The sequence below is a fragment of the Viridibacillus sp. KH_047 genome (genome assembly GCF_057838945.1).
The window spans coordinates 2,049,574-2,076,328 of record NZ_CM174479.1 but is presented as its reverse complement, the minus strand read 5'-3'; the positions used below and the strand labels follow the sequence as shown (position 1 = coordinate 2,076,328).

Sequence of the window (26,755 nt, the reverse complement as noted above, 5' to 3'; positions counted from 1 at the left end):
TACTATGAGCTCCTTTCTTCCTGTAAAGTAACGTATATTATTTTGTAGGCTTCATTTTTACAACTCTTGTAAGTTCACCGTCAGTATCAATATCAACTACAAACGAACCATTTGAGTAACGATCTGCATTACGATAATTATCTTCATGTACTTGCTCTTGAACACCTTTTTCAGTTTCTACAAGTAAAACGTCACCTTTATGAACATAAATGACGGTAAAGACGCGGTGTGGATTCTTTTTCAATTCACGGACGGTTACAACTCCGCGTTTTGGACGACCGCTCACTTCAATTTCAGAGACAGCCATTTTCTTCACTGCGCCACGATGTGTAACAAGCATTAAATCACCATTATCATTTTCCGGGATTATATTTGCCGCTACAATGAAATCTTCTTCTTTTAAGTTAATGGCTTTAACGCCAGCAGTTTTAACACCAGTAACAGGTACATCTTCCATTGGGAATCGAACGGAATAACTGAAATGAGTAGTCAAGATGACTTCATCTGTAATCGACACGAGATCCGCATAAATTACTTCGTCACCTTTTTTCACGTTCATTGTTTTAATTGGTTTTGAATAACGTGAAACGACGTATTCATTCAGTGGTGATCGTTTAATTTGTCCACCTTTAGTGATTGTCATAACAAATACATCCGGGTCAAATGTTTCTACTCCTCGTGCATTGATGATGACTTCGTCCGAATCAATTGGCACAATACTTGAGATGTGCTGACCTAAGTCTTTCCAACGTATATCTGGTAGCTCATGTACAGGTTGATAAATATAATGTCCTTTGCTAGTAAATAGCAATAGATGTTGTTGTGTATTGATTTGGGCTTCGTACAATAAATGATCGGAATCTTTCATTGCAAAGTCTTTGCCATTCGAAGCATTGTAAGAACGCTGACTCGTACGTTTTACATAACCGTCTTTAGTAACGGTCACAACAACTTCTTCACTTGGAATTAAAACTTCTAAATTCAGTTTTATTTCTTCAATTTCAGCTTCAATAATTGAGCGACGTGGTTCAGCAAAACGTTTACGTACATCTTGAAGTTCTTTTCTAATAACACTAATTAGTTTTGCTTCGCTTTCTAAAATGCTTTGTAATTCAGCAATTTTCGCTTTTAGTTCTTCTTCTTCCTCACGTAATTCCGTAATATCGGTATTAGTTAAACGATATAGCTGTAATGAAACAATTGCTTCAGCTTGAATTTCTGTGAATCCGAATTTTAACATCAAGTTGTTTTTAGCATCTCTTTTATCTTTTGACTGACGGATTGTATGAATAACTTCATCTAAAATTGATAATGCCTTCATTAAACCTTCTACGATATGTAAGCGATCTTTCGCTTTTTTCAAGTCAAATTGAGAACGTCTTGTTACTACTTCTTTTTGATGATCGATATATGCATCTAATAATAATGGCAAAGTCATCATCGTTGGACGACGTTTATAAATCGCAATCATATTAAAGTTATACGTAATTTGAAGGTCTGTGTTTTTATATAAATATTGCAGAATTGGTTTCCCTGGAACTTCCTTTTTAAGTTCAATGACCATTCGTAAACCTGTACGATCTGATTCGTCACGTACTTCTGCAATTCCTTCAAGACGTTTATCTAAACGCATTTCATCAATTTTCTTGACTAAATTTGCTTTATTAACGTCATATGGTAATTCAGTGACAACGATTTGCTCCTTGCCACCTTTAAGCTCTTCAATTTCTGCTTTTGCGCGAACAATAATTTTCCCTCTACCTGTTTCATATGCTTTTTTAATACCTTCCACACCTTGGATAATACCGCCGGTTGGAAAATCTGGACCTTTTATAACGGTCATAAGCTCATCAACAGTTGCATTTGGGTTTTTCAAACGCATTAAAACAGCGTCTAATACTTCTTGTAATGCATGTGGAGGAATATCTGTTGCGTAACCCGCGGATATACCAGTAGAGCCGTTAACTAGCAGATTTGGGAATCTAGCAGGCAATACCGTCGGCTCCATGTCTTGGTCATCAAAGTTTGGTACAAGATCTACTGTCTCTTTTTGAATATCACGAAGCATTTCTGCTGCAATAGGAGATAGACGCGCTTCTGTATAACGCATTGCAGCCGCTGAATCACCGTCTACAGAACCGTTATTACCATGCATTTCAATTAGCATATGACGCGCTTTCCAGTCTTGACTCATACGTACCATAGCTTCATAAACAGAACTATCACCATGTGGGTGGTAATTACCGATTACGTTACCTACTGTTTTCGCTGATTTACGGAAGGGTTTATCATGTGTATTACCTCCCATAAACATTGCATATAATATACGGCGTTGTACGGGTTTTAAACCGTCACGAGCATCAGGTAAGGCACGATCTTGAATGATGTACTTACTGTATCGACCAAACCGATCGCCGATGACTTCTTCTAGTGGTAAATCTTGATAACTTTCGGTCTGTGTCATACTTGGTCCTCCTCATTTTGAATGAATTCATTGTCAAGAATATTGGAGTCTTCTTCTAGACCAAAATCAACGTTTGATTCTATCCATTTACGACGTGGCTCTACTTTATCGCCCATTAGCGTTGTAACACGGCGTTCAGCTCGCGCACCATCGTCGATTTTAACACGGATTAATGTTCTTGTTTCTGGATTCATTGTTGTATCCCATAATTGGTCGGCATTCATCTCACCGAGACCTTTATAGCGCTGTATAATATAGCCTTTACCAATTTTATCAATCGCTTGTTGTAAATCTTTTTCAGTCCAAGCATATTCCAATACTTCTTTTTTACCTACCCCTTTTGAAACTTTATAAAGTGGTGGTAGTGCAATATATACTTTACCCGCTTCAATTAACGGTTTCATATAGCGATAGAAGAATGTCAGTAATAGGACTTGGATATGGGCACCATCTGTATCGGCATCGGTCATGATGATGACTTTATCATATGCAGCATCATCAATAGTGAAGTCAGCTCCTACTCCTGCACCAACAGCATGAATAATCGTAGCGATTTCTTCATTTTTTAAGATATCTTGTAGTTTTGCTTTTTCAGTGTTGATGACTTTACCACGCAATGGCAAAATCGCTTGGAATGTACGGTCACGGCCTTGTTTTGCTGAACCGCCCGCAGAATCACCTTCGACAAGATATAATTCGTTTTTAGCAGCGTTACGAGACTGTGCTGGAGTTAGCTTTCCAGATAATAGTGCACTCGATTTTTTGTTTTTCTTACCGTTACGAGCGTCTTCACGTGCTTTACGCGCTGCTTCACGCACTTGTTGCGCACGAATTGCTTTACGTACAAGGGAAGCACTTAGTTCAGCGTTTTCTTCTAACACGTAAAGTAATTTCTCAGACACAACTGAATCGACGACACTTCTCGCTTCACTAGTACCTAGCTTTCCTTTCGTTTGTCCTTCAAACTGTAGTAAGTTTTCAGGGATACGAACGGAAATAATAGCCGCTAAGCCTTCACGAATATCTGAGCCGTCTAAGTTTTTGTCTTTTTCTTTTAGTAAGCCTATTTTACGTGCATATTCATTGAATACACGCGTCATGGCTGCCTTGGCACCGGTTTCATGTGTGCCCCCGTCACGAGTACGAACGTTGTTAACGAAAGATAAAATTGTTTCTGAATAGCCATCGTTGAATTGGAACGCAAATTCGACTGCAATTTCGTCTTGTGATCCTTCAACATACTTGACTGGGTGTAGAACGTCTTTTTCTTCGTTTAAGTATGCAACGAATGCCTCGATACCGTTTTCGTAATGATACGTTTCATGATTGCCTGTTTGTTCTTCAATTAGCTCGATTTTTAAGCCTTTTAATAAAAAGGCAGATTCTCGTAACCGTTCCGCAAGGGTGTCAAAATTATACTTTGTCGCTGAAAATATAGTGTCATCTGGTAGGAAATGTATACATGTTCCCGATTCTTTTGTTGTACCTATTTTCTCTAATGTAGTAGCGGGTTTACCACCATTTTCAAAGCGCATTCTATATTTTGTGCCGTCACGGTGAATAGTGACTTCAAGCCATGAGGATAGTGCATTTACTACGGAAGCACCTACACCGTGCAATCCTCCACTTGTTTTGTAACCACCTTGTCCAAATTTACCACCTGCATGCAGAATGGTAAAAATAACTTCCGGTGTTGGTTTACCTGTTTTATGCGTACCTGTTGGCATGCCTCGACCGTAGTCACGTACACTTATACTTTGATCCTCGTGAATTTTCACAATGATATGTGAACCAAAGCCGGCTAATGCTTCATCGACTGCATTGTCGACAATTTCATAAACAAGATGATGTAATCCTCGGCTATCAGTTGAACCGATATACATACCCGGACGTTTACGAACAGCTTCTAATCCTTCTAGTACTTGTATCGCATCATCATTGTAAGACATGACTGTTTGTTTATCTGTCAAAAAAATTCCCCCTAAATACAAACACCCGTTCCACTTAAAATTATATTACGCACTTTCTCTTTTACTGTCAACAAGCGGTAATTTAATTTCATATAGAGTTTATTGTACCAATACGTTGAATCTAAAGCAAAATAAGAATAAGATATTAATCTAAGAAGATGAGTATATTGTGTACTAATATAGTATTATGATAAACTATTAGTACCAACTACTAAAATAAGAAGGAGTTTTTTTATGAATATGATTCTATTAATCATTTTGACATACTTGATAGGTTCAATTCCTTCAGGTTTATGGATCGGTCAATTATTTTATAAAACCGATATCCGCGAACACGGTAGCGGAAATCTTGGTGCAACGAATACCTTCCGAATTCTTGGTAAAAAAGCAGGTATTGTCGTAACACTTATGGATATCTTAAAAGGAACGATAGCGACGTTATTACCAACACTTGCTTACTTTGCAGATAGTGGCATTCATCCATTGATTGCTGGAGCAGTTGCAGTTATTGGTCATATGTTCCCTGTATTCGCAAAATTCCGTGGCGGTAAAGCGGTAGCCACATCAGCTGGTGTAGTACTAGGTTACCATTGGCCAATTTTCATCATCTTATTTATAGCATTCATACTTTGCTTAAAAGTATCCAAAATGGTCAGCTTTTCTTCTATGTTTGCTTCTGTAGTAGCTTTTGTTTATGCTATTATATATACGTTCTTTGAGCAAGACTATTTTTTATTAATTATCATTACAATATTAGCTGTCTTTATTTTTTACAGACATCGTTCGAACATTGTACGTATTAAAGCAGGCACTGAGCCTAAGGTTAAATGGTTGTAAACTACAAGGAGTGTACATCGCATGAAAATTATCGTATCTGATGAAGCACTAGAATGGTTTGAAAAAGAAATGGATTTAGAAGATGGGGACCAAATTCGTTTTTATGCTCGCTACGGTGGGTCTAGCCCTTTCCATGAAGGTTTTTCACTTGGTATGAATCGTGAACAGTCTACGAATCCTGCAGTTCAAGTTAAAAAGAATAAAACACTTTTCTACATCGAAGAAGATGATTTGTGGTTTTTCGACAATCACGATCTACACATATTGGTGGATGAAACACTTAATGAGATTAAATATGATTATACAAACGAAGCTTAATTAAACAAACGAAAAGCATGGCGCCAAGTGCGCCATGCTTTTGTTATGCATAAAAGCGATTGTACTGCTGTAATTGTCCTTCATCCAATAAAATCCGGCGTTCAAAGTCGCCAAAAAGGTCGAAATGAGGGTAATGCTTATAATCGATCCACTCAGGTTTTAAACCATAGTTTGCTCCCCATTTGATGAGTTTTTCGACGTCAGCACAACCTGCTTTTGTCACAGTTTTACAACCTGGGAAACGCTCGTCCTTCCAATAATGCGTAAGAAAAGCGATTTCACCAGCGGTCACGCGCTTTTTCCATAATTCCAGCTCGGCTCTAGTGACACCTAATGCCATTAAGCTTCTTTTCTTTCAATTTCTTTATATTTTCTATCCCATATAGGGTCTACTTTTCCTAAAGAAACCGGTCTAAAACTTTCTTTTTTCACTAAAATATGTTCTGAAGTTGCTGTTACCGCTACAGTGCCATCTTCATGAAGAACCTCATAGCCATATACTGTACGTAACTTCCCGTGGGATTCAATCCAAGTTCGAACTGTCGCAACTTGACCATATCTCATCGCAGCTTTGTATTGAATGGAAATATCCATCACTGGCGATACATAGCCGTCTGCTTCAAGTTGGGTCACTGAAAATCCTAGATCACGGATTAACTGTGTACGACCTAATTCGAGCCAAATGATATAATTTGAGTGATATACCACACCCATTTGATCTGTTTCCGCATAACGGATTTCTATCTCTTTATTACTAACAAACATTTATTTCACCTCATAACTCTATTATACAGAAGTCTAACTGAAATTACTCATAAAAGCCTTATATACAGCGTAATTCGACATCAAACTATTAAAATTTTATCCCTCTATAACAAAAAGACGAAGCCATTAGCTTCGCCTTTTTGTTATCGTTTACTAGCTTCTTTTGATGCTAACAAACCAATTGATTTGTTTTTCTTCCATACATTATCCCAATGTTTATGGGATACTGGACCTTCACCTGCATATGGTGCAATTTCAACTGTAATACCAGGCTTTTTCTGTGACAAGATAAACCAATCAGCAGAAGATCCACTACCTCGTACATAAAGAGGTGGGATGATTGAATACCCAGTTACACGACTAATTTGACGTGTTAATGCTAAATCACGCTTATAGTTAGCGCTATTTTGGAAGTTAAACCAATATAGAATTTGACCAGATGAGTGATATGAAATATCGGACTTAAATTTATGACGTTCGACAAAAGCTTTTAGTGCTTGCGCTTCAGGTTCTGAGAATACACGGGGACCTTTGTAACCTTTATAGGTTTTTGACGTAAAAGGGACGTATTTCCATTCACCATCGAAATTTCGATTTAAATCGACACCGCGAGCATTAGCTTTCCAACGTTTGTAATTTGAGCTTTTATTGATCTGCTTAATCAGATTCTTATTTGCCATACTATTTATACCGTTTTGTACTAATGTCACACCATCCGGATTAATCATTGGTACAAACCAAATGCTTGTTGTATCAAGGGTTTGACGTACATTATAACCTGCAAAGCTTGTCTTTTTGTTGTAGCTATAAGAGTAGTTATCTATCATTTCCATTACTACATTTGTAGTCATATGTTCACGAGCATGAATGGCTGCATCTACTAAGATTTCTTTCTTACCATTCCCTACTTTTAACGCATAGATTGCTCTTCCCTCGACAGATTCACCAATTTTCTCTAGAGATGTAAATTCAGGATACAATTTAGCGAAAACTTTCACATAGTACGAGTATGCTTTATGCGTGACGTTTTTTGTCGGATTAACAATGTTTTTGTGATAGTAATTAGCTAAATCGACATACCCAGATTGGCCTAAATATTCAATTATACCGTGACCTTTAGATATACCCTTTAAATGTACAGTTTGTCCTTTGTTTAAAGAACCAATTTTGATACCATTTTGATTGTACACAGCTGAGGTTTTTTCTGCATATAAAGTGATTGGATATGTTGCTGATTTCAGCGTGGCTAAAGAACTTGCCTTCTTTGTAGGCATAGTGCCAGCAATTGGAATGGCATATTGTTTGCCACTTTTCTTAATGTAATGGTACTTACTAGTTGTTTTTGTCGGTTTAAAAATAGCACCTTTTGTTAATGTACCGATTTTTTTGAACTTACTATTTGTGACTGTATATAGTGTCACAGATTTGTTAGCAACTTCGACCTTATCTGATGATTTAAATGATAATTCGACATCTTTAAATGCGATATAACCTGTTTGATTTCCTACGTTTACAATGAAGTAATTGTCGACAATATTGATAGTTTTTAACTTCGTTGCTTGTGAGCCTTTCGCTAAAACTGTCGAAGTTGTACTTGGCTTGTTATAAATTTTAAAGGATTTTTTAGTCGTTATACTTACAGTCTTTTTCACTTCAGGTACAACAACTTCTTTGTTTGCTTCACTCAGGTTTTCACGTGCAATCCAATATTTACTTTGCCCAATTGATAATTCATACCAATTTGCGTTATCTGTAGGATTCACATGATAAATGGTTGATGAATCATTTAATTGTAACAAAGCTTTTGTAGTGTTATTTGGTGCGAATAATAAACTGTTTGCATTCACTGTTACATATGTATATATAACCTCTGGTGATTCTACAATCGTTTCTTCTTCATTTGCTTCAGTATTTTCTGGAGTTTCTACAGATGGTTGTTTTTCTTGTATTTCGGATTCGTCTTGATCTAATGTTTCTTCTATTGTAATTACTTCTTGTGGTACAACTGTCTCATCTATTTCAGCTTCCTCATTGTCCTCTTGTTGTTGCTCTGATGGTGCTGCATGAACTGTATTTAAGTATGCAAATGGCACATTAAGAGCAAGAATGAAGGCAAGTGAAGACCCGAAAAGTTGAAGACTTTTCTTTTTCATAAATTCCAATTGGTACACCTCTACTATTTTTTTCTCAATTTGACTCAAAAAATCCTTTATATTCCATATCGAAACAGAAAAATACATGTGTAGCATACTAATAAGATACGCTACACATGTATACAAGAAAGGAAAACTCTTAAAGAATCAAACCAAACTTATTTTGTTAATTTGTTACGAAGTACCATTTGTAGGATACCACCGTTACGGTAGTAGTCTACTTCTACTTCTGAGTCGAAACGTGCAAGAGCTTTGAATTCTTTAACAGAACCGTCTTCAGCTTTAGCAGTAACAGTTAAGATATCTTGAGGTTTAACACCTTCAGCGATATTAACAGAGATTTCTTCTTTACCAGTTAAGCCTAGAGATTCAGCGTTTTGTCCATCAACATATTGTAATGGAAGAACACCCATCATTACTAGATTTGAACGGTGAATACGTTCGTAAGATTCAGCGATAACTGTTTTAACGCCTAAAAGATTAGTACCTTTCGCAGCCCAGTCACGTGAAGAACCCATACCGTAATCTTTTCCAGCAAGTACAGCTAAACCAGTGCCATTTTCAGCGTATTTCATAGCTGCATCGTAAATGTACTCAACTTCGCCTGTTGGCCAGTAAGTAGTGTAACCACCTTCTGTACCTGGAGCAACTTGGTTACGGATACGGATGTTAGCGAAAGTACCGCGCATCATAACTTCGTGGTTACCACGACGAGAACCGTAAGAGTTGAAGTTACGTGGTTCTACACCGTTAGCACGTAAGTATTGACCAGCTGGTGTATCTTTACCGATCGCACCTGCAGGAGAGATGTGGTCAGTTGTGATAGAGTCACCGAACTTCGCAAGTACACGTAAGCCAGAAAGTCCTTTAATGTCTTCTGGTTTTGGTGCAAGGTTTTGGAAGAATGGTGGGTTTTGAATGTAAGTTGATTTTTCATCAAATGTGTATAGAGAATCAGTTGATGTTTCAATTTCATTCCATTTTTCGTTCTCATCGAATACGCGAGCATATTCTTTTTGGAATAGATCACGAGTTACAACTTTGTTAAGAACTTTGTTGATTTCTTCAGTTGAAGGCCAGATATCAGCGAAGAATACATCGTTGCCATCTTTGTCTTTACCGAATGAATCATTTTGAAGATCTACATCTACAGTACCAGCTAATGCATAAGCAACAACAAGTGGTGGTGATGCTAGGTAGTTAGCTTTAACTAGTGGGTGTACACGACCTTCGAAGTTACGGTTACCTGAAAGTACAGAAGTTACGAATAAATCATTTGAAGTAATCGCTTCTTCGATTTCAGGAAGTAATGGACCTGAGTTACCGATACATGTAGTACAGCCGTAACCTACTGTGTTGAAACCGATTTCGTCCAAGTAAGAAGTTAGACCAGAATCGTTTAAGTATCCAGTAACAACTTTTGAACCTGGTGCTAATGAAGTTTTAACCCATTTAGGAACAGTTAAACCTTTTTCAACAGCTTTTTTAGCTACTAAACCAGCAGCGATTAATACGTAAGGGTTAGATGTATTTGTACATGAAGTGATTGCAGCGATTGCTACAGCACCTGCAGGAATTTCTACATCGCCTTCAGCGAATTTAGCAGTTGCAGTTTTTTCGAATTCTTTTTCAGTTAAACCGAAACCTTGTACACCAGAAGGAGCTACAACTACTTCGTGGTAACGTTTTTTCATGTTTGAAAGTGGAATTAAATCTTGCGGACGTTTAGGACCTGATAAGTTAGGCTCGATTTCAGCAAGGTTAATTTCAACAACGTCAGTGTAAACTGGTTCTAATTCAGGGTCAAAGAACATGTTGTTTTCTTTTAAGTATTTTTCAACAACTTGGATGTGCTCTTCGTCACGTCCAGTTAAACGCATATAGTTTAACGATTCTTCGTCAATTGCGAAGTAACCACATGTAGCACCATATTCTGGAGCCATGTTTGAAATTGTTGCACGGTCAGCTAATGGTAATTGAGGGATCCCAGGACCGAAGAACTCAACGAATTTACCTACTACACCTTTAGCACGTAGTACTTGAGTTACTTTTAGAGCTAAGTCAGTAGCTGTAGTTCCGTTTGGAAGTTCGCCTGTTAATTTAACACCGATAACTTCTGGAACTGGGAAGTATGAAGGTTGACCTAACATACCTGCTTCAGCTTCAATACCACCTACACCCCATCCAAGTACGCCGATACCATTGATCATTGTAGTATGTGAGTCAGTACCAACCACTGAATCTGGGAATGTTTCAAAAGTTCCGTCAGCGTTTTCATTCACGTGTACAACAGGAGCTAAATACTCAAGGTTTACTTGGTGAACGATACCAGTTGCTGGAGGTACAGCACGGAAATTGTCATAAGCTGTTTGAGCCCATTTCAAGAAGTTGTAACGCTCAGCATTACGCTCGAATTCAAGGTCCATGTTAGCTTGTAAAGCTGTTGCAGTACCGTATTTGTCAACTTGTACTGAGTGGTCAATTACAAGGTCAACTGGAATTGCAGGGTTAATTTCGTTAGCGTCTCCGCCCATTTCTTTCATAGCAGAACGTAGAGAAGCTAAGTCAACTACTACTGGTACACCAGTGAAATCTTGTAATACTACGCGTGATGGTTTGAAAGGAACTTCAGCATTAGGGTCTACATCTGCGCCCCATTTTGCTAATTGATCAACATGATTCTCTTTGATTACATAGCCGTCATATTGACGTAAAACAGATTCTAATAATACTTTGATTGAATAAGGAAGGCGTGATACTTTTGCGATACCAGCTTCTTCGATAGCAGCTAAACGGTAGAAGTTATACTGTTTACCATTTACATCGAATGAAGCACGGCTGTTATGCAAGTTTTTGATTGCCATAGGTTGGTTCCCCCTCTAATTAACTAATGAAAAGGCTTTTATAATAGTTTCTTTTCTCCACCAACAATAATATACTAATTAGATACATAAGTAAATTACATTAATATTATAGTATGTGATAAGTTATATTTATGACCTTTCCCAAAATACCATAAGCACTCTCGAAAATGTTGTTTTTTCATTTCAATACAGAATACATCAAATTTTATGAAATTAAAAACATGTCTACAAATGTAACTGTAGACATGTTTTTAATTATCGATCTTCTACTATTATATAAGTTGCTTTTATAGGGCCATGCACACCAACCACTAGATTCATCTCAATATCGGCTGAATTACTTGGTCCAGATATGAAATTAATACATGGCGGTACTGTTTCCCCACTTTGCACTTTTTCAGAGATAATTTGTGCTGCTTGCGTCATTCTTGGAACAATTGTGCTTTTTGGAATAATCGCAATATAGGTTTGTGGAAGCAAACTGACTGATCGCCCTTGACCGCCTGTTGAAAATAAAACAACTGTTGCAGACTCGGCAAGTGTTATATCACTAAACGTAATACCTACATTCGCTTTTTCTGCAAGTTTAATATTGTCATCTCCATTTTCTACATTCCATTCATTCACTTCAACACTTGCTTGTGGCCACTCTTCATCCAGTAAATTACGTAGACCGAATGTGTCGAAGCGTTCATCTTTCCATATAGAAACAGGACCACCTCCATATATATCTACACGATTTGCTAACACTTCTTTTAATAGGTCTGCAGTTGTTTCAATATAGTCTGTATGAATATTGCTACACTGTTTCTGAAACACTTCCACTAGCTCATCTTGGGTTAGATCAGTAAGTGTTTTTGATTGCGGATTATACTTCCAGTGTCGTTCAGGTTTTTTTGTTGTATTCATTTCTCGTCCAAGTGCTGTTGCGATATTTTTTATAAAGGGTGCACGTTGTTGGATCATTTCTTGTCTCCTCCTTCACGGTTTTTATACCAGTCGCGGAAACGTTCATTTTTTGGTGCAGGGAATTCGCGAATCATCGTCCATTCTTTTAATGGCCCCGGTCCTTTAGATATAAACTCTTTATCTTTCATAAAGGGCTTCATAACTTTTGTTGCGAGTTTTGTTCCTGTTGTATATATCGGATTAGAGGCTGCCCCAATACCAAATGCCTTCATCATCAAACCTTCAGAAATAGGTGCTTTACCTTCTTTTTCTACTATTATTTGTCGATGCTTGTGAAGTAATTCATGCAACGGAATCTTCACAGGGCATGCTTCCGTACAAGCACCACATAATGTAGAGGCATAAGGTAATTCTTTAAAGTCATCATATCCTGCAAGTAACGGAGTCAATACAGCTCCTATTGGTCCTGGATAGATTGAGTTATATGAATGCCCTCCAATATGTCGATATACAGGACATACATTTATACACGCTGCACAACGAATACATTGTAATACTGATTGGAATTCAGTTCCAAGAATTTTCGAACGCCCATTATCAACAATGACAAGATGGAACTCTTCAGGACCATCAGCATCACCTTCACGGCGTGGACCTGATAATACGGTAATATAACTCGTTAGTTTTTGCCCAACAGCACTTCGAGTCAACAAACTTACGAGTACTTCTAATTCTTCGAACGTAGGTACAATGCGCTCCATACCCATAACAGTAATTTGAGTTTTTGGCACAGTCGTAGCTAGACGAGCATTCCCTTCATTTGTTACTAAACTAATCGAACCTGATTCCGCAATAGCAAAGTTACAACCTGTAATACCAACATCCGCTGTTAAAAACTCGTTACGTAATGTTTCTCGTGCATGCCTTGCCAATTCTGTTGGATCATTAGATTTTTTATACTGCAACTTCTCTTCGAACACTTTACGAATTTGTTCTTTGTTTTTATGTAATGCAGGTGCGACGATATGGGATGGCGGGTCGTGTTCGTCAAGTTGTAAAATGTATTCCCCTAAATCTGTCTCAATCACAGTACATCCAGCCTTTTCTAATACTGCATTTAGGCCGATTTCTTCAGTAACCATTGATTTTGATTTGACGACTTTTTTTGCTTCTTTCTTTTTAACAACTTCTTCAATATAACGATTAGCGTCATCTGCAGTTTGTGCAAAGAAAACGTGACCACCAAGCTTTTGGACATTGTCTGAAAGCTCTTGTAAATAATAATCGAGATTTTCAAGTACATGTTGGCGAATTTCTTCTCCGTGAGAGCGCCATTCTTCCCAGTTTCCAAGTTCCTCTGCGTTTTCTAATCGGCGAGAACGAAGGCGATCCTGTGCACCAGATACAGCACCGCGCATAAAGTCATCTTGTAAATTATCTTTTACTTTGTCTTTAAAATTCCCGTCCGTAATTTTAACAGCCATATGCTCACCCCTTAATGTGAATTTAATACTTCAGCAATATGCATTACTTTCACTGGTACTTGCCTACGTTGCATTCGTCCTGCAATGTTCATAATACATCCGCCGTCAGATGCTACTAAAATTTGCGCGTTTGTAGAGATTGCCGCATCTACTTTTTCATCAACCATTTGTTCCGAAATATTCCCCATTTTCACGGAGAACGTCCCCCCGAAGCCACAGCAATTATACGCATACGGTAATGGTTTCATTTCTAATCCTTCTACATTTGATAAAAGTGTATAGGGTGCATCTTTTATTCCTAATAAGCGTGTCATATGGCATGAAGGATGATAAGTTGCTACTCCAGTTAACTTTGCACCGACATTTTCTACCTTTAATACATTAACGATAAAATCTGTCAGTTCATATGTTTTTTCAGCCAATAACCTTGCACGTGCAGACCAACCTGGTTCATCTTTTAAAATCCCCGGATATTCATGAAACATTGTTGCACACGATCCTGATGGAGTGACAACAACCTCCGCAGCTTCAAACGTTTCTATCATTTTTTTAATAGCTGCTTTCGTATGCTCAACATACCCTGAATTGTAAGACGGTTGACCACAACATACTTGAGCTGTAGGAAAATCAATTTCACAACCAAGCCGCTCCAATAACTCGACAGTTGCTTTCCCCACATTTGTTTCGAACATATCCACAAGACATGTTACAAATAGTGTTACCTTCATGTACATACCCTCCTCAAAGATATGGTCATCTGATGACTTGTTTTTTTTAATGATACAGGAATAAACAATGGTTTTCCAATCTTTTTATTGAAAATACGAACTTTTCTGTTAATTTGATTTAGAAGAACGCCCCACAGCTTAGTCATTTTCCTCTTGGATATATTGTGCTAAAACTGACTCTACAAATTGCAAATGCGACTTCATAGCCTTTGAAGCACCTTCCGCATCTTGTGCTTCGATCTGTTTGTAAATCAAATGGTGTTGTTCGTTTAAAAGATTTAATGTTTGTTTTTCATCATATAAACAAATACGGCGTGTTTCACGCATAGACTCAGACATTAAATCAGACACATGTTGCATTAATGTACTAAGTAATATATTATCCGCAGCTTTTGCAATGGCTAGGTGGAAGGCTAAGTCAGCTCGCTCCCCTAAATCTGTGTTTTTTGTATGATTGATCATTTCCTTTAGATGAACTCGCATCACTTCCAAATCTTCTGCTGTTCTTTTTTGCGCCGCGTTTGCGACAATACCTGTCTCTAAAATTTGACGTACTTCTAATAACTCTTGAATATTTTTATTCGTCATAAGCATTGCACTTTGGATAGGATATGCTAGATTATCTGCCGTGAATTTTTTCACGAATGTCCCTTCCCCTTGTCGCATTTCAATAAGTCCCATTGCTCGTAAGGAAGTTAGTGCTTCACGAATTGCTGATCTTCCTACTTGAAAATTGATTGCCAACTCTTGTACAGAGTCTAATTGGTCCCCTGGTTTCAACTGACCATCTTTAATCATTTCAAATAAGATATCAGCCACTTCTTCATAAATCTTTTTGCGGGTAATCTTTTTATAGTTCAATTGTATATCACCTCTATTCTATTATAACCAATGAAAATACTATTTTAAAAACTAATATTAAATAATAATAGTGGATCGTCTGATAATATACATAGTTGGTTTGTCGTCTATGCTTAGGAAAAGAGGAAAATTTCTATTGAAAGTACTCAAAATAGCATTGTTTTCTTTCGAAGTTGTGTTAAGCTTTCTTATTTATTTGGTGGTAGAAGTATGTATGAGTTGATGATAAATTTGAGGAGCAGCGATGTTGTAATAATATAGACTAACGAGGTTTATATATATACCATTATTAGTTGCATAGAATCTAATCAAATAGATATTTAGAAAAAAGGTAGTGGAAATCAAATATTCACCTGCTATATCTCCCTTTTTTGATTCATCATAGCTTGATATATTGACAAAAAAACCGTCTAGACGGTACAATAAAAACATAAAAAGACCGTCTGGACGGTTTCTTTAAAGGGGGCTTCACACATGGAATCAAAAGCAACAATCAAGCGCAAACATATTCTAAAATCTGCTAAAGATTATATTTTGGAAAATGATATAAACTCGCTAACTTTAGATGCAGTGGCAAAGCAAGCTGGGATTAGTAAAGGTGGTTTATTGTATCACTTTCCAAGTAAGGAAGCATTATTATTGGAAGTAACTCAATATATCTTCGAGGATTTCACTTCTCGATTTAATGAGTACGCTATGAATGACTCGATAGAAAAAGGTAAATGGAGCCGCGCTTTAATAGAAATAACAAAAGAGGATTTGAATCACAATGCTGAGTTAAATGTAGGACTACTTGCTGCTTCTATGTTAAATCCAGATTTATTAACAAGCATGTCTCAAAGCTATCAGTATATGCAAAATAAAGTGGAGCAAGATAATATTGATCCGGTTACAGCAACTATTATTCGATTAGCAATAGATGGGCTTTACTACTCAGAACTATTTAATATAGCTCCATTAGATGAAAAATTGCGTGAAAATGTAATTCAAAAATTAATCAACATGACAAAGTAGGAGGTATTCAACTTGAATCCATATATAATTTTGGCAGTAGCCATTGTTAGTGAAGTATTTGGTAGTTCTATGTTAAAAGTTTCAAACGGATTTAAAAAGCTGTTCCCTTCTATTGGCGTAATTATTGGAATGTTTTCAGCTTTTTATTGCTTATCTTTATCACTTAAAACCATTCCACTAGGTACAGCTTATGCAATTTGGTCAGGGGTAGGTACAGCCTTAACTGCATTAGTCGGTGTAATCGTATATAAAGAAAATTTCAATTTAAAAAAAGCTTTAGGATTAGTGCTAATCATAGGTGGAGTTGTTGTATTGAAACTTTCAAGTGGTAGCGTTCATTAATCTTTAGATAAACGGGGGTTATAGTATGAAAGGTTATATAGCTTTAGGTATTTCCATCATTAGCGAAATATTTGGTACAACAATGTTAAAATTATCAGAAGGATTTACAATTGTACTCCCTTCTATTGGTGTAATAATTGGTTTTGGTATAGCATTTTACTGCTTATCACTATGTCTTAAAACCATTCCATTAAGTTTAGCTTACGCTATTTGGGCCGGAATAGGGACAGCTATAACAGCGGTTATTGGTGTATTGTTATGGGATGATCCTTTTAGCATCATGACACTCCTGGGGATAGTATTAATAATTGGAGGAGTAGTTTTATTAAATGCTTCCAATAGTCCTGAAAAAGTAGAAGAACCATCAAGTTAAAAGCTTGATGGTTTTTCTTTACTCTTTTAAAAGTGATACCAAATAAATCGAGTTATGGTAATAATCTTTTGCGTTCATCTACACTTGGTAAGTGGCAACTAGCTGGTACTTTCATTAATTTATGACGATTGCGAGCTACCAGACGATAAACTGGATTTCGTACAAATAAGGGAATTAATTTAAAAATAGTGAACAAATAGAACGGTGCTTTTAAATAAGGTAGTAGAAAAAACACAGCCTCCGATTCAGTCAGTATGCCCGAGGGACTTTTCACTACAACTGAATCGAGGTTCTTTGTAAGATTCTGTGACAAAGTGCTTTTTGCAGTTTCACCCTGTAATGGAGCAAAAAGAATATCGTGATTCCGTTCATGTTTTAAGACGAACTGTACTGCCCACTGACAGAATCCGCAACTACCGTCATAAAACAGAATTGGATTTTGATGATTGGTCATTATGCTCCCCCTCTTTTTCTATGTATTCCTAGTAATTGTACAATGTCTACAGTTATATTAAAACAGAGTCTTTTAGAATTTTAGATAACCCCACAACAATTCTGTTAAGATCTATTCAAAAAACATGATTCGGTGACACCTTGGAGTCTTTAGACTAAGACTATTTAGAGTAATTACTATAGAAACGAGGAACAGTATTTAGACCCTAATATAAAAAGCGAATCGATTTTACCCAACCAATTCGCTTGATATCCTTAAAATATTTTCAGAAAATTCAATTCCATTATATCTGATTTCCCAGGCAATATGGTCAAAATAACTCTCATATTAGTGCACTTACTCCATTAAAAAGCTATCAAATTACCATCTAGAATTTTATTTCCTGTCTCGTTTAGTTTTCTAGTTGGATTTATCATCTAGTAATGAGTAAATATTAGTATCATGTGGTAGACCATCTTGATACATATAATTTCTTAAAACTCCTTCTTTTTCAAAGCCTAATTACTCCAATAACTTATTTGAAGAAGTATTTTCCACAAAAACAACTGCTCCAATACGCTTTATGCCAAGATTTTCGAAACCGTAAGTAATTACTTTCTTAACAACTTCCGTTGCATATCCACTTCCCCAATGTTCAGGAGAAAGCGCGTAGCTTATATCTGCTCTCTTATGTTCATGGGACCATTCTTGGAAGCCAATTGTACCAATAATACCATCCATGCCTTCTCGCTCAATTCCCCATTTGATGCCTGATTTGTTCTCGTAATTCCTAGAAAAATTACCGATAATTTGTTTCACCTGATCTAAACTTGTTAGTGGACTTTGCCCATAAAAACGGAATACATCGACATTTGAGAAGCAATCTAATATAGCTGGTGCATCATCTTCAACTAGTTCTCTTAAAATTAACCGTTCAGTATTTAAAATCGGAAACATTACGTTACACCCCTTTTCAAAAATCAACAAAAAAAACAAACAAATTAAGGTCCTTTTTAATTATAAAAAAACTACCTAATGTCAAATTAGACACTAAGTAGTTTATATACTTATTTAATACGTTTTGCGAGTTGCTTCATATTTCGTAATTTGCTCATCATATTGGAAGGTTAAAGAAATCTCATCCCAGCCATTTAGTAGCATTTGTTTATAGTAAGGGTCAATTTTAAAGTTGTATACTTTACCATTTGCTGTAACAGTTTGAGCTTCTAAATTCACTTCTGTTTCAAGTTGTGAAACTTCGCCTACTGCAAGTAATTCTTCTACTTCAGAAACAGTCAACTTAATCGGTAAAATACCGTTTTTGAAACAGTTATTATGGAAAATATCCGCAAAACTTGGTGCGATCACTACGTTAAATCCGTAATCTAATATCGCCCATGGTGCATGCTCACGTGATGATCCACATCCAAAGTTTTCGTGCGCCACTAAAATTTTAGAGCCTTGATATTGTGGTTGATTTAATACGAAATCTTCAATTGGTTGATCATTTTGATCGAAGCGCCAGTGGTAAAAAACAAATTGACCAAAACCTGTACGTTCGATGCGTTTTAAAAATTCTTTAGAAATAATTTGATCAGTATCAACATTTTTTCGGTTAAGTGGTGTTAGTACGCTATTCACTACATTAATTGGTTCCATCCTCTACGCCTCCATTACACAGGTACATTTAATATTTCGCGAACATCTACGAAATGTCCAGCGATTGCGGCAGCTGCTGCCATTTGCGGACTCACAAGATGCGTACGAGAACCAGCACCTTGGCGACCTTCGAAGTTACGATTAGATGTTGAAGCACATCTTTCTCCAGCTGGAACAACATCCTCGTTCATCGCAAGACACATACTGCATCCTGATTCACGCCATTCAAAGCCCGCATCCAAGAAGATTTTATCTAAACCTTCTTCCTCCGCTTGCTTCTTAACTGTGACTGAACCTGGAACAACAATAGCTGTTACGTTTTCACTTACTTTTTTACCTTCAATAACTGCTGCTGCAGAACGTAAGTCATGTAGTCGTGAATTCGTACATGACCCAATAAACACATGTTGAATAGCAATATCAGTTAAAGGTGTACCCTCTTTTAAATCCATATATTGTAGTGCTTTTTTAAGTGCCTGTTTATCTGATTCATCTTCGAAATCAGCTGCATAAGGTACGTGATTTGAAATACCTGATCCCATTGAAGGATTTGTACCCCAAGTGACAAATGGTTCGATTTCATTTGAATCAATTTCAAGAACACAATCATATGTAGCATCAGAATCCGAAGCTAATGATAGCCAATACTCAGTTGCTTCCTCGAATGCATTGCCTTGTGGAGCATACTCACGACCTTTAATATAATCAACAGTAATCTGATCCGGGCTAATTAAGCCCGCTTTTGCCCCTGCTTCAATTGACATATTACATATCGTCATACGTTCTTCCATCGATAATTGATGAATAGCATCGCCTGTAAATTCAACGATATGACCAGTACCTACATCAATACCAAATTTCGCAATGATCGCTAGAATGATATCTTTTGCTGTTACGCCAAAGCCAAGTTCACCATTGACACGAATTTCCATCGTCTTCGGTTTATTTTGCCATAATGTTTGAGTTGATAATACATGTTCTACTTCACTTGTGCCGATACCAAATGCAATTGCACCGAATGCACCGTGAGTAGATGTATGTGAGTCGCCACAAACGATTGTTTTACCTGGTTGTGTTAAACCAAGTTGCGGACCAATTACGTGAACAATACCTTGATCCGGATGTCCCATATCTGCTAATTGAACGCCAAATTCTGCACAGTTTTCAGCTAATGTGTTAATTTGTTTTTTAGCGATTGGGTCATTAATCGTCGTTAAATTCTTTGTCGGTACATTATGATCCATCGTTGCAAAACATAGGTCAGGACGACGCACTTTACGATTGTTTAAACGAAGCCCTTCAAATGCTTGTGGAGATGTTACTTCATGAATTAAATGCAAGTCGATATAAAGCAAATCCGGTTTCCCGTTCTCTTGATATACGACATGTTGATCCCATACTTTTTCGATTATATTTTTTGCCATATAATATCACCTTTTCTTAGATATATGATGTCATAATGCTATCTGAAACGAAGCTAGTGTCTAGTTCATTGATGACTTTTTCAGTCCACTCAGCAGTTGTTAATACGCGACTTCCTGGAGTTGCAAGATCTCCTGTGAAATAACCATCTTCGAATACTGCCGCTACAGCACGTTCAATTTCAGCAGCTTCTTCATTTAAGCCAAATGAATACTTCAACATCATCGCAACAGATAAAATCGTTGCAGCTGGGTTCGCAATGCCTAGCCCTGCAATTTCAGGAGCTGAACCGTGGACAGGCTCATACAATCCGAAATTATCAGAACGAATACTTGCAGAAGGTAACACACCAAGTGAACCCGTAATTACTGAAGCTTCATCACTTAGAATATCACCAAACATATTTTCCGTTACAACAACGTCATACGCTGCAGGATTCGTTATTAATTTCATTGCTGTAGAATCGACTAAACTATGTTCAACTTCAACATCTGGATAACCAGCTTTCTTTTCATCTACAATTTGGCGCCATAGTCTTGAAGATTCAAGAACGTTTGCTTTATCAACAGACGTTAATTTCCCTCTACGTACACGGGCTAATTGGAAAGCACTATCAACGATACGTTCAATCTCATGTCGTGTGTACACTAATGTATCTAAAGCTGCTTTTTCCGTACGTTGACGTGGTTCGCCAAAATATAAACCACCAGTTAATTCACGAACGATTAGTAAATCAACATCTTTTACAATGTCTTCTTTTAGAGGAGAAGCTTTCAAAAGTGACGGAATTGCTTGCACTGGACGTAAGTTTGAGAATAAATCAAAATGCTTACGAATGCGTAGTAATCCTTTTTCTGGTCGCAATTCTGCTGGGTTTTGATCCCATTTAGGGCCCCCAACTGCTCCAAGTAAGATTGCATCACTTTGTTCGCATAGGGCAATTGTTTCTAGAGGTAACGGATCGTTATGTCGATCGATTGCTGAGCCACCTATTGCACCATAAGCGATGTGGAATGAATGATGATATCTTTTACCGACTGATTGTAGTACTGACACGGCCGAAGCGATCACTTCGGGGCCAATGCCATCACCCGGTAGTACTGTAATTTTCTTTTCCATAAAAACTCCTCCTCTATATGATTAATGAATTAATTCTTTAGCTCTTAAACTTGATTGAATTATCTGTCTATTAATAGCGTTTAAATACGCTTTTGCCGAAGCTTCCAAGACATCTTGCGCTGCATCACGACCAGTAACTTTTTGGTCATTGTACGTTAAGTTAATAACCGCTTCACCTAATGCATCACGACCCTTACCTACAGAAGTTACACGGTAGTCTAAAATCTCAACCTTTGAATTAATCAATAATTCCAAAGTATTGAAGATTGCCTCAACAGAACCCGATCCAGTTGAAGCTACAGTTACTTCTTCACCGTCTGGTTGAATTACTTGCACGGTAGCTGTAGGAATGTTCTCAGTACCGTATTGAACTTGAACGCTTTTTAGCTCATATACTGGTATTTCTTCATGTTGAATTTGTTGATCTGTTAGTAAAGTTAATAAATCTTCTTCAGTAATTTCCTTCTTACGATCAGCTAACTTTTTAAATTCCGTGAATGCCCGATTAATTTTATCGTCACTTAAGTCAAAGCCCATTGTTTCAGCACGGTCTTTGAAGGCGTGTCTTCCGGAGTGTTTACCTAATACGAGAGGAACCGCACTTTCTCCAATTAAAGCAGGTGTAATAATTTCATATGTCTCAGGATTCTTTAACATTCCGTCTTGATGGATACCTGATTCATGAGCGAAGGCATTTTTACCTACGATTGCTTTATTTGGTTGAATAACGACACCTGTAAGTTTACTCACTAGTTGACTAGTACGCTTAATTTCTTGCAAGTTAATGCCAGTTTCGATTCCGTAAATGTCTTTACGAATGTGCATTGCTACAGCTATTTCTTCTAACGCTGCATTACCAGCACGTTCACCGATTCCATTAATTGTACCTTCAACTTGATTGGCGCCATTTTCAATTGCTGCGATTGAGTTTGCAACGGCCATGCCTAAATCATCATGACAGTGAGCGGAGAAGTTTACTTTGTCACTACCTGTGACATTTTCTCTTAAATATTTAAATAGTGCACCATATTCAGCAGGGCTTGCATAACCTACTGTATCTGGAATGTTAATAGTAGTTGCACCAGCTTTAATTACTTCATTAATAATACGTACAAGGAATTCACGGTCAGAACGGAAAGCATCTTCTGCAGACCATTGAACTAGTGGAAATGTATTTTTTGCATATTTGACAGCTTCTACGGCTGCTTCTACAACTTGATCTGGTGTTTTGTTAAGTTTGTATTGCATATGAATCGGACTTGTAGCAAGGAATACATGAATATGTGGTTGTTCAGCTTTTTTAAGGGCTTCCCAAGTAATATCAATATCCTTTTTAATTGCTCTTGCAAGACCTGTAACGATTGAGTTTTTAACTGTACCTGCTATACGTTGTACAGCTTCGAAATCGCCAGGGGATGAAGCAGGAAAACCTGCTTCAATAATAGATGCCCCAAAGCGTTCTAGCTGTTTCGCTATTTCAAGCTTCTCAGCGGTATTTAGGTTAATACCGGCTGATTGCTCTCCATCACGAAGTGTAGTATCAAAAATTTCAATTTTGCGCACTATGAACCACTTCTTTCTCGATCTTTTTACCGTTATTTACGAAAGGCATCATTTCACGAAGTTTATCTCCAACTACTTCGATTTGGTGCTCAGATTCTGCTTTTTTAATAGCATTGTATTTAGGACGGTTTGTTTCGTTTTCGTTGATCCATTCTTTTGCGAATTTACCTTCTTGAATATCTGTTAAAACGTCTTTCATGCGTTCTTTTACAGAAGCATCAATTACACGTGGGCCAGATACGAAATCTCCCCATTCAGCTGTATCTGAGATTGAGTAGCGCATGTTAGCTAGACCACCTTCATACATCAAGTCAACGATAAGTTTTAGTTCATGCATACATTCGAAGTATGCGATTTCTGGTTGGTAACCTGCTTCTACTAAAGTTTCGAAACCAGCTTTTACTAGAGCTGTTGTACCACCGCAAAGAACTGCTTGCTCCCCGAATAGATCCGTTTCTGTTTCTTCTTTGAAAGTAGTTTCGATTACACCAGCACGTGCTGCACCGATACCTTTTGCATAAGCTAGTGCTAAATCTTTTGCGTTACCAGTTGCATCTTGGAAAATACCGAATAATGCTGGTACACCTGCGCCAGCTTCGTATGTGCGGCGTACTAAGTGTCCTGGACCTTTAGGAGCTACTAAGAATACGTCAACATCAGCTGGTGGTACGATTTGGCCAAAGTGAACATTGAAACCATGTGCAAATACTAGTGCATTTCCTGCTTGCAATCCTGGTGCGATTTCTTCTTCATAAACTGCTTTTTGGCGTTCGTCTGGAAGTAAGATCATGATAACGTCTGCTTCTGCAGCTGCTTCTTTTACTGTTTTAACTGTTAGGCCATCTTGCTCAGCTTTATCAAAAGATTTCCCTGGACGGATACCAACTGTAACGTCGAAGCCTGATTCTTTTAGGTTTTGAGCGTGTGCATGACCTTGTGAACCATATCCGATTACTGCGATTTTTTTACCTTGTAAAGTTGCCTCGTTGATATCGTTGTTATAGTACATTTTTGCCATTTTAAATTCCCCCTGATTGGTTTAGTAGTTTTTTTGAAAAGCTTTTTTATTGTAAAATCGAAAGTTGCGCTGTTGGTTTTACTTGTGCATCACGTACAAATGCTGTAACTCCAGTACGTGTTAACTCTTTAATACCATATGGTTGGATCAATTCAATGAAAGCGTCAATTTTTTCTGGGTTACCGACGATTTGATAAGTTACAACATTTTTACCCATATCGATGATGGAACCGCGGAAAGGTTCGACTATTGAATTAATCTCCATGCGCAAATTCGGTGGAGCAACAACTTTAATTAGTGCAAGCTCACGTATAACAATTGATTTGTCAGTGATATCATTTACTTTGATCACATCAATTTGTTTTGAAAGCTGTTTGACCAATTGTTCAATTTTGTTTTCATCTTCTACATGTACGATGAAAGTCATTTTAGAGATACCCGGTTGTTCTGTATGACCAACCGTGATACTTTCGATGTTAAACTGTCTTTTCATGAGTAGACCAGTGACGCGATTTAAGACACCACTTTGGTTGATCACAGTTACTGTAATAACTCTTTTCATCCTTTTTTCACCCCAATCATTTCATCTAATCCTTTACCAGGTGCTACCATTGGATTAACAACTTCAAGTTGTTTTACACGACAATCAATTAGTACTGGTTCATCTGACAACAGTGCTTCAGTCAGAATATCTTCAGCCTCATGGATTGTATTAATGCGGTAACCCTTCACACCATAAGCTTCAGCTAGTTTCACAAAATCTGGCTGAACTGGCATTAAAGAAGATGAATAACGCTCTTCATAGAACGTTTCTTGCCATTGACGAACCATCCCTAAACAGCTGTTATTTAAAATAACAATTTTCACTGGTAAGTTAAATTCTTTCAATAAAGCAAGTTCTTGAGATGTCATTTGGAAGCCTGCATCACCTACAATAGAGATAACTCTTTGATCAGGTTTAGCAAATTGTGCTCCAATTGCAGCTGGGAAACCAAAGCCCATTGTTCCAAGTCCGCCAGACGTTACCCAATTGTGGTCGGTTTTAAATTTGTAATATTGTGCTGTCCACATTTGGTGTTGCCCTACATCTGTTGTGACGATTGCTTCACCATTTGTAATACGGTTAATTAGCTCCACTGCTTGTTGCGGATAAACTGTATCTGACTCTTTTGCGTCATACCATAATGGGTATTCCGCTAAGCATTCAGCCAAATACTCGTGCCACAGTAACGTATCAGGTGTTTCAATCTGTTGTTTCAATAGTGCTTTTAATGCTTCTTTTGCATCTGCAACAATTGGAATATCAGTTGGAACGTTTTTGCCAATTTCGGCTGGGTCAATATCGATATGAATTATTTTCGCTTTTTGAGCGAATTTGCTTAGATCTCCTGTAAGACGGTCATCGAAGCGGGCTCCTATATTGATAAGTAAATCACAGTTACTAATCGCCATATTAGACGTAAATGTACCGTGCATACCTGCCATACCTAGGAAAAGCTCGTGTTCACCGTTAATACTGCCAAGTCCAAGCAAAGTGTTCGTTACCGGAATATTGTGTTTTTCGGCAAATTCAGTTAATTCAACTGATGCATCTGCAGCTAGAATTCCAGCACCTGCTAAGATCAAAGGTTGTTTTGCTTCACCGATTGCTTTCACAGCTTTTTGGATTTGCAAAAAATTTGGATGCAATGTCGGCTGATAACCTGGTAAATTAATTGGTGCATTATCATCCACTTCTAATTCGAAGATGGTATTTGCGATATCTTTTGGAATATCAACTAGTACTGGTCCTTTACGACCAGTTGAAGCAATATGGAATGCTTCCTTTACAATTCTTGGAATATCATTAATGTTCTTCACTTGATAGTTATGCTTTGTAATCGGTTGTGTAATGCCAACAATATCAGCTTCTTGGAAAGCATCTGTTCCAACGACTGTTGTTGCAACCTGGCCTGTAAAGACTACAAGTGGAAGAGAATCCATCATCGCATCTGTAATACCTGTGACAAGGTTTGTTGCACCTGGTCCAGATGTAGCAATAACTACTCCTGGCTTCCCTGATACGCGAGCATAACCTTCTGCAGCGTGAATTGCTCCTTGCTCATGTCGGGCGAGTATATGTTTAATCGGGTCCTTGTATAGTGCGTCATATAATGGTAAAACAGCACCACCTGGATATCCGAAAATAATTTCAACATTTTGTTTCTTTAACGATTCGATGAATAATGCAGCACCATTTTGTTGCTTTTTAATTTCTTGTTTGGCCTCTTCCGGTGCTGATTCTCTACTCTTTAGTGGAACTTGTGTATTCATCATATAACTCCTCCCTAAATTTTTATATAAAAAAAGCCCATTTCTCCGCACGCAAAGAAAACCTTTACGTAGGGATGAAAATAAGCTTTTCATGGTACCACCCTTGTTCATAGTCAAAAGACTACCTCTTGAATAGACGAATCTAT

At 37.5% G+C, this 26,755-nt stretch carries 23 protein-coding genes and 1 pseudogene; 5 read left to right on the top strand and 19 right to left on the bottom strand.

All coding sequences use genetic code 11. The features are described 5' to 3' along the window. Positions 1-37: 37 nt before the first annotated feature. Together parC and parE are read right to left on the bottom strand one after the other, a co-directional pair. Positions 38-2,464, bottom strand: a complete 2,427-nt coding sequence (parC, locus tag AC3IS5_RS10375) for a DNA topoisomerase IV subunit A (protein ID WP_489427733.1) — start codon at positions 2,462-2,464, stop codon at positions 38-40. Beyond that, positions 2,461-4,413, bottom strand: a complete 1,953-nt coding sequence (gene parE, locus AC3IS5_RS10370) for a DNA topoisomerase IV subunit B (protein ID WP_489427857.1) — start codon at positions 4,411-4,413, stop codon at positions 2,461-2,463. The genes parC and parE overlap by 4 nt, the downstream gene beginning before the upstream one ends. 255 nt (positions 4,414-4,668) lie before the next feature. Here parE and plsY point away from each other — a divergent pair, with 255 nt between their 5' ends. Next, positions 4,669-5,271 (top strand): glycerol-3-phosphate 1-O-acyltransferase PlsY, encoded by a 603-nt coding sequence (plsY, locus tag AC3IS5_RS10365; protein ID WP_489427732.1) that lies wholly within the window; start codon positions 4,669-4,671, stop codon positions 5,269-5,271. Between the two features lie 21 nt (positions 5,272-5,292). Next, positions 5,293-5,589, top strand: a complete 297-nt coding sequence (locus AC3IS5_RS10360) for a HesB/YadR/YfhF family protein (protein WP_489427731.1) — start codon at positions 5,293-5,295, stop codon at positions 5,587-5,589. A 43-nt stretch (positions 5,590-5,632) separates the two neighbouring features. On the opposite strand, the gene AC3IS5_RS10355 is transcribed toward AC3IS5_RS10360, so the two are convergent. The 8 genes from AC3IS5_RS10355 to AC3IS5_RS10320 form a co-directional block, all read right to left on the bottom strand. Continuing rightward, positions 5,633-5,929, bottom strand: coding sequence for a hypothetical protein (locus tag AC3IS5_RS10355; RefSeq protein WP_489427730.1), 297 nt, complete (start codon positions 5,927-5,929; stop codon positions 5,633-5,635). Continuing rightward, positions 5,929-6,354 (bottom strand): acyl-CoA thioesterase, encoded by a 426-nt coding sequence (locus tag AC3IS5_RS10350; protein WP_489427729.1) that lies wholly within the window; start codon positions 6,352-6,354, stop codon positions 5,929-5,931. The genes AC3IS5_RS10355 and AC3IS5_RS10350 overlap by 1 nt, the downstream gene beginning before the upstream one ends. 143 nt (positions 6,355-6,497) lie before the next feature. After that, the gene (locus AC3IS5_RS10345; protein ID WP_489427856.1) at positions 6,498-8,507 is read right to left on the bottom strand and encodes a M14 family zinc carboxypeptidase; all 2,010 of its coding nucleotides are present in this window, start codon (positions 8,505-8,507) and stop codon (positions 6,498-6,500) included. Between the two features lie 158 nt (positions 8,508-8,665). Continuing rightward, positions 8,666-11,371 carry an aconitate hydratase AcnA gene (gene acnA, locus AC3IS5_RS10340; protein ID WP_489427728.1) on the bottom strand — a complete coding sequence of 902 codons (2,706 nt, stop codon included), beginning with the start codon at positions 11,369-11,371 and terminating at the stop codon, positions 8,666-8,668. A 255-nt stretch (positions 11,372-11,626) separates the two neighbouring features. Further along, positions 11,627-12,337 carry a LutC/YkgG family protein gene (locus AC3IS5_RS10335; protein WP_489427727.1) on the bottom strand — a complete coding sequence of 237 codons (711 nt, stop codon included), beginning with the start codon at positions 12,335-12,337 and terminating at the stop codon, positions 11,627-11,629. Continuing rightward, entirely contained in the window at positions 12,334-13,764 is a 1,431-nt protein-coding gene (locus AC3IS5_RS10330) for a LutB/LldF family L-lactate oxidation iron-sulfur protein (protein WP_489427726.1), read from the bottom strand. Before AC3IS5_RS10330 ends, AC3IS5_RS10335 begins: the two co-directional genes overlap by 4 nt. 11 nt (positions 13,765-13,775) lie before the next feature. Further along, positions 13,776-14,492: a (Fe-S)-binding protein gene (locus tag AC3IS5_RS10325; protein WP_430351849.1), complete on the bottom strand. Its 717-nt coding sequence runs from the start codon at positions 14,490-14,492 to the stop codon at positions 13,776-13,778. Between the two features lie 138 nt (positions 14,493-14,630). Beyond that, positions 14,631-15,353, bottom strand: a complete 723-nt coding sequence (locus AC3IS5_RS10320) for a FadR/GntR family transcriptional regulator (protein ID WP_489427725.1) — start codon at positions 15,351-15,353, stop codon at positions 14,631-14,633. Between the two features lie 474 nt (positions 15,354-15,827). On the opposite strand from AC3IS5_RS10320, the gene AC3IS5_RS10315 reads away from it, so the two are divergent. Genes AC3IS5_RS10315 through AC3IS5_RS10305 form a run of 3 tightly spaced genes read left to right on the top strand, consistent with a single transcriptional unit; the run spans position 15,828 to position 17,082 of the window. Continuing rightward, complete coding sequence (locus tag AC3IS5_RS10315; protein WP_489427724.1) at positions 15,828-16,367, top strand: TetR/AcrR family transcriptional regulator; 540 nt, start codon at positions 15,828-15,830, stop codon at positions 16,365-16,367. 12 nt (positions 16,368-16,379) lie between these two features. Beyond that, positions 16,380-16,709 (top strand): DMT family transporter, encoded by a 330-nt coding sequence (locus AC3IS5_RS10310; RefSeq protein WP_489427723.1) that lies wholly within the window; start codon positions 16,380-16,382, stop codon positions 16,707-16,709. Positions 16,710-16,734: 25 nt separating this feature from the next. After that, positions 16,735-17,082, top strand: a complete 348-nt coding sequence (locus AC3IS5_RS10305) for a DMT family transporter (RefSeq protein WP_489427722.1) — start codon at positions 16,735-16,737, stop codon at positions 17,080-17,082. A 52-nt stretch (positions 17,083-17,134) separates the two neighbouring features. Here the strand turns inward: AC3IS5_RS10305 and AC3IS5_RS10300 are convergent, their stop codons facing one another. The 9 genes and pseudogenes from AC3IS5_RS10300 to ilvB all read right to left on the bottom strand — a co-directional run bounded on the left by AC3IS5_RS10300 (position 17,135) and on the right by ilvB (position 26,609). Continuing rightward, positions 17,135-17,536, bottom strand: coding sequence for a thiol-disulfide oxidoreductase DCC family protein (locus tag AC3IS5_RS10300; protein ID WP_489427721.1), 402 nt, complete (start codon positions 17,534-17,536; stop codon positions 17,135-17,137). Positions 17,537-17,935: 399 nt separating this feature from the next. After that, positions 17,936-18,472: pseudogene (locus AC3IS5_RS10295) on the bottom strand (GNAT family N-acetyltransferase). Positions 18,473-18,586: 114 nt separating this feature from the next. Continuing rightward, the gene (gene leuD / locus AC3IS5_RS10290; protein ID WP_489427720.1) at positions 18,587-19,174 is read right to left on the bottom strand and encodes a 3-isopropylmalate dehydratase small subunit; all 588 of its coding nucleotides are present in this window, start codon (positions 19,172-19,174) and stop codon (positions 18,587-18,589) included. A 14-nt stretch (positions 19,175-19,188) separates the two neighbouring features. Continuing rightward, positions 19,189-20,598 carry a 3-isopropylmalate dehydratase large subunit gene (leuC, locus tag AC3IS5_RS10285; protein WP_489427719.1) on the bottom strand — a complete coding sequence of 470 codons (1,410 nt, stop codon included), beginning with the start codon at positions 20,596-20,598 and terminating at the stop codon, positions 19,189-19,191. Between the two features lie 16 nt (positions 20,599-20,614). Continuing rightward, a complete protein-coding gene (gene leuB, locus AC3IS5_RS10280; RefSeq protein ID WP_489427718.1) occupies positions 20,615-21,715 on the bottom strand; it encodes a 3-isopropylmalate dehydrogenase in 1,101 nt (366 codons plus the stop codon). A gap of 21 nt (positions 21,716-21,736) precedes the next feature. After that, on the bottom strand, positions 21,737-23,278 hold the full coding sequence (locus AC3IS5_RS10275) for a 2-isopropylmalate synthase (protein ID WP_489427717.1): 1,542 nt from the start codon (positions 23,276-23,278) through the stop codon (positions 21,737-21,739). Continuing rightward, complete coding sequence (gene ilvC / locus AC3IS5_RS10270) at positions 23,265-24,296, bottom strand: ketol-acid reductoisomerase (RefSeq protein ID WP_489427716.1); 1,032 nt, start codon at positions 24,294-24,296, stop codon at positions 23,265-23,267. The genes AC3IS5_RS10275 and ilvC overlap by 14 nt, the downstream gene beginning before the upstream one ends. 46 nt (positions 24,297-24,342) lie before the next feature. Beyond that, on the bottom strand, positions 24,343-24,858 hold the full coding sequence (gene ilvN / locus AC3IS5_RS10265) for an acetolactate synthase small subunit (RefSeq protein ID WP_489427715.1): 516 nt from the start codon (positions 24,856-24,858) through the stop codon (positions 24,343-24,345). Then, complete coding sequence (gene ilvB / locus AC3IS5_RS10260; RefSeq protein WP_489427855.1) at positions 24,855-26,609, bottom strand: acetolactate synthase large subunit; 1,755 nt, start codon at positions 26,607-26,609, stop codon at positions 24,855-24,857. The genes ilvN and ilvB overlap by 4 nt, the downstream gene beginning before the upstream one ends. Positions 26,610-26,755 lie beyond the last annotated feature (146 nt).

Bases quoted from the DNA above. Each gene is read 5' to 3' on its own strand.
- AC3IS5_RS10345 (WP_489427856.1), bottom strand. From the start codon at position 8,507: ATGAAAAAGAAAAGTCTTCAACTTTTCGGGTCTTCACTTGCCTTCATT.
- AC3IS5_RS10360 (WP_489427731.1), top strand. From the start codon at position 5,293: ATGAAAATTATCGTATCTGATGAAGCACTAGAATGGTTTGAAAAAGAA.
- parE (WP_489427857.1), bottom strand. From the start codon at position 4,413: ATGTCTTACAATGATGATGCGATACAAGTACTAGAAGGATTAGAAGCT.
- leuC (WP_489427719.1), bottom strand. From the start codon at position 20,598: ATGGCAAAAAATATAATCGAAAAAGTATGGGATCAACATGTCGTATAT.
- plsY (WP_489427732.1), top strand. From the start codon at position 4,669: ATGAATATGATTCTATTAATCATTTTGACATACTTGATAGGTTCAATT.
- AC3IS5_RS10335 (WP_489427727.1), bottom strand. From the start codon at position 12,337: ATGATCCAACAACGTGCACCCTTTATAAAAAATATCGCAACAGCACTT.
- AC3IS5_RS10315 (WP_489427724.1), top strand. From the start codon at position 15,828: ATGGAATCAAAAGCAACAATCAAGCGCAAACATATTCTAAAATCTGCT.
- leuB (WP_489427718.1), bottom strand. From the start codon at position 21,715: ATGGAAAAGAAAATTACAGTACTACCGGGTGATGGCATTGGCCCCGAA.
- ilvN (WP_489427715.1), bottom strand. From the start codon at position 24,858: ATGAAAAGAGTTATTACAGTAACTGTGATCAACCAAAGTGGTGTCTTA.
- ilvC (WP_489427716.1), bottom strand. From the start codon at position 24,296: ATGGCAAAAATGTACTATAACAACGATATCAACGAGGCAACTTTACAA.
- AC3IS5_RS10300 (WP_489427721.1), bottom strand. From the start codon at position 17,536: ATGACCAATCATCAAAATCCAATTCTGTTTTATGACGGTAGTTGCGGA.
- leuD (WP_489427720.1), bottom strand. From the start codon at position 19,174: ATGGAACCAATTAATGTAGTGAATAGCGTACTAACACCACTTAACCGA.
- AC3IS5_RS10355 (WP_489427730.1), bottom strand. From the start codon at position 5,929: ATGGCATTAGGTGTCACTAGAGCCGAGCTGGAATTATGGAAAAAGCGC.
- ilvB (WP_489427855.1), bottom strand. From the start codon at position 26,609: ATGAATACACAAGTTCCACTAAAGAGTAGAGAATCAGCACCGGAAGAG.
- AC3IS5_RS10325 (WP_430351849.1), bottom strand. From the start codon at position 14,492: ATGAAGGTAACACTATTTGTAACATGTCTTGTGGATATGTTCGAAACA.
- parC (WP_489427733.1), bottom strand. From the start codon at position 2,464: ATGACACAGACCGAAAGTTATCAAGATTTACCACTAGAAGAAGTCATC.
- acnA (WP_489427728.1), bottom strand. From the start codon at position 11,371: ATGGCAATCAAAAACTTGCATAACAGCCGTGCTTCATTCGATGTAAAT.
- AC3IS5_RS10305 (WP_489427722.1), top strand. From the start codon at position 16,735: ATGAAAGGTTATATAGCTTTAGGTATTTCCATCATTAGCGAAATATTT.
- AC3IS5_RS10330 (WP_489427726.1), bottom strand. From the start codon at position 13,764: ATGGCTGTTAAAATTACGGACGGGAATTTTAAAGACAAAGTAAAAGAT.
- AC3IS5_RS10350 (WP_489427729.1), bottom strand. From the start codon at position 6,354: ATGTTTGTTAGTAATAAAGAGATAGAAATCCGTTATGCGGAAACAGAT.